This window comes from Saccharomonospora saliphila YIM 90502 (genome assembly GCF_000383795.1).
Classification (GTDB): domain Bacteria; phylum Actinomycetota; class Actinomycetes; order Mycobacteriales; family Pseudonocardiaceae; genus Saccharomonospora; species Saccharomonospora saliphila.
Window position 1 is genome coordinate 1 of record NZ_KB912676.1, and the last position, 2,879, is coordinate 2,879.

Genomic DNA, 2,879 nt, shown 5'->3' on the forward strand with positions numbered 1-2,879 from the left:
GCATCAGCGCCCCGCCGACGATCAGGGCGGCGGCCCAGCCGGGCAGGACCAGCGCCAGTGCCAGCACGGCCGCGACGATGAGCACGGCGGTGCCGTAGAACGCCAGCAGCCCGCCGGCTCCGGCCAGTCCGGCGCCGAGCCCGACCCGCTTGCCCTTGGCCTTCATCTCCGCGACGGCGATCATCATCTCGTCGCGGACCAGCCTGCTCGTCTGCGCGGACAGATCGTTGACCAGCTGCGCCATCGACCGCTCGCCCACCAGGGCGTCCCGCTGCTCGTCGTAGACCACGGCCACCTCCGTTCGTCGCGTCCGCCGCGCGGCCGATGCCGCGCCAGTGGCGCTGACGTCGCTGGCGACGGTGTGCCCGCGACCTCGGCCGGACAAACCTCGCGGGGAGCGAGTGTCACCGGCTCCCTCGCCGGGACGGGGACGAACACGACCCCTCGTCCGGGTGACCACCGGTGGGTGTGGACCGTCGGGGCTCGGGTACTCGGGCGGCATCATGCGAACACTGGAGCTTGCGGACTGGCTGGGCCCGAACTGCGCGGGCCCCGTCGAGCTGCGCGTCCCGGCCGACGCGGAACAGCTCGTGCTGGTCCGTGCCATCGCCCACGCGGTCGCGGTGCGGGAGAGGTTCGGCGCCGACGAAGTCACCGACATCACCGTCGCCGTCGACGAGGCGTGCACGAGCCTGATCGAGGGGTCCGTGCCGGGCGCACTGCTCACCTGCCGCCTGACGGTCTCCTTCGGCACGCTGCGCGTGGCCGTCTCGGCGACCACGAGCGGCGGCGGCGTGCCCAGTCCGCGCAGCTTCGGCTGGCGGGTGCTCGACACCATCACCGACTCCGTCTCCGCGTGGCGCTACGAGTCCGACCCACAACGCGGCACCGACCGAGTGGTGCACATCGACTTCGCCAAGCAGTTCGCCCGCAGACCAGGGCGGTAGTCCGTGACAGCGGCCTCCCTCGGCGACCTGCGGCCCGCGCCCTGGATGCTGCGGGCGGCGGCCCTGGTGACCGGCGTCTGGTACCTCGCCATTGGGCTCGCCGGTTTCCTCGCGGTGGAAGGCGGGATGGGTGTGGACTCGTCCCGCTCGCTGTGGGTCTTCGGCATCAGCGCACTGGTCAACATCGGCCACACCGGCGTGGGCGTGCTCGGCGTGCTCGCCGCGCGCTCCGAGACCACCACACGCGCGTTCGGCTGGATGGCCTTCTTCGGGTTCACGGGGCTGACCGCCTACGGCATCCTGGCGGTCACGGTGTCGCCGCTGGGCAACCTCGCCAACGTCACGGCGGGAAACGTGTGGTTGTACGGGTGTTCCGCGCTGCTCGGGCTGGGGCTGTGCCTGATGCCGGTCCGCCCCGCCCACCGCGCGTGAGCACCCGCCGTCGCGGGTATACAGCCGGTGACCAGCGCGACCGGGGTGCCGTCGAGCGGTTTAGCGTGCGCGCGTGCCGGGCAACTCGTCCGTCATGAGGTTGCTCCTGTGGCACGTGCACGGCTCGTGGACGACCGCGTTCGTGCGCGGCGGGCACACCTATCTACTGCCCACAGTGGACGACCGTGGTCCGTGGGGACGCGGCCGGTGCGGGCGGGACTGGCCCGACACGGCGGTGGAGGTGCCGCACACCCGGCTGCGGGATGCCGAAGTGGACGCCGTCGTGCTCCAGCGGCCCGAGGAGCTCGACCTCGCCGAGCGGTGGCTGGGAAGGCGCCCGGGGCGGGACGTCCCCGCCGTGTACGTCGAGCACAACACGCCCCGCGAGCACGCCGCCACCAGCCGCCACCCGCTCGCCGACCGGACCGACATCCCGATCGTGCACGTCACCCACTTCAACGAGTTGATGTGGGACAACGGCGACGCTCCCACGGTCGTCATCGACCACGGCGTCGTGGATCCGGGGCATCACTACACCGGGGAACTGGCACGCGCCGCCGTGCTCATCAACGAACCGGTACGCAGGAACCGCATCGTGGGAGCGGACCTTCTCGGCGCGTTCGGCCGGGTCGCGCCCGTGGACCTCTACGGCATGGGACTGGAGGGGGTCACCACACCGGGAGTGCGGTGCGTCGGGGACCTGCCGCAGGAGCGCCTGCACGAGCACATGGCGCGCAGGCGTGTCTACGTGCACACGGCGCGCTGGACCTCGCTGGGCCTTTCGCTGATCGAGGCGATGCACCTGGGCATGCCGGTGGTGGCGGTGGCCTCGACCGAGGCCGCGACGGCGGTGCCGGAGGATGCCGGGGTGGTCTCGACCGACCTCGCCCGGCTCACCTCCGCGGTCGAAACGCTGTGCGCGCAGCCCGAGTTCGCCGCGCGACTGGGCAAGGCGGCCCGCGAACACGCGCTGGCCCACTTCGGACTCGACACGTTTCTGCACCGGTGGGACGCCCTGTTCGACCGGCTGCTGCCCTGACCCTTCCGGGAGGCCCCATGAAGATCGCGATGGTATCCGAGCACGCCAGCCCGCTGGCGGCACTGGGGAGCAGCGACGCGGGCGGGCAGAACGTCCACGTCGCGGAGCTGTCGACAGGGCTGAGCCGAGCAGGGCACGACGTCACCGTCTATACCCGGCGCGACTCGCGGGAGGCACCCGACACGGTGGACATGCCGGGCGGCTACCGGGTGGTGCACGTGCCCGCGGGTCCGGCGGGACACGTGCCCCGGGACGAGCTGCTGCCGCACATGGGCGAGTTCACCGCGTTCCTGCGCCGCCAGTGGGCCGGCGAGCGGCCGGACGTGGTCCACGCCCACTTCTGGATGTCCGGCCTGGCCTCCCTGATGGCGCTTCGCGGGGGCGGACGGACGACCCTGGCCTCGCAGGCTCCCGGTGATGCGGGGGGTGGCGCGGCCGACGGCGCGGCAGCGGCGGCGCAG

General features: G+C 72.6%; 5 protein-coding genes. 4 read left to right on the top strand and 1 reads right to left on the bottom strand.

What is annotated here, in order from left to right; genetic code table 11:
• The coding region (locus tag SACSA_RS0112160; RefSeq protein ID WP_048876724.1) for a phage holin family protein at nt 1–289 on the bottom strand (289 nt) is incomplete at its 3' end.
• 214 nt (nt 290–503) lie between these two features.
• Here SACSA_RS0112160 and SACSA_RS0112165 point away from each other — a divergent pair.
• The 4 genes from SACSA_RS0112165 to SACSA_RS0112180 all read left to right on the top strand — a co-directional run.
• Nucleotides 504–947: an ATP-binding protein gene (locus tag SACSA_RS0112165; protein ID WP_028661810.1), complete on the top strand. Its 444-nt coding sequence runs from the start codon at nt 504–506 to the stop codon at nt 945–947.
• 3 nt (nt 948–950) lie between these two features.
• Nucleotides 951–1,379, top strand: coding sequence for a DUF4383 domain-containing protein (locus SACSA_RS0112170; protein ID WP_019816204.1), 429 nt, complete (start codon nt 951–953; stop codon nt 1,377–1,379).
• A 94-nt stretch (nt 1,380–1,473) separates the two neighbouring features.
• A complete protein-coding gene (locus SACSA_RS0112175; protein WP_028661811.1) occupies nt 1,474–2,418 on the top strand; it encodes a glycosyltransferase in 945 nt (314 codons plus the stop codon).
• Between the two features lie 17 nt (nt 2,419–2,435).
• Nucleotides 2,436–2,879 (top strand): glycosyltransferase (locus SACSA_RS0112180; RefSeq protein ID WP_028661812.1); only part of this gene is annotated, 444 nt, incomplete at its 3' end.

Excerpts from the sequence above, each read along its gene's own strand:
- SACSA_RS0112175 (WP_028661811.1), top strand. The coding sequence starts at position 1,474 with ATGAGGTTGCTCCTGTGGCACGTGCACGGCTCGTGGACGACCGCGTTC.
- SACSA_RS0112165 (WP_028661810.1), top strand. The coding sequence starts at position 504 with ATGCGAACACTGGAGCTTGCGGACTGGCTGGGCCCGAACTGCGCGGGC.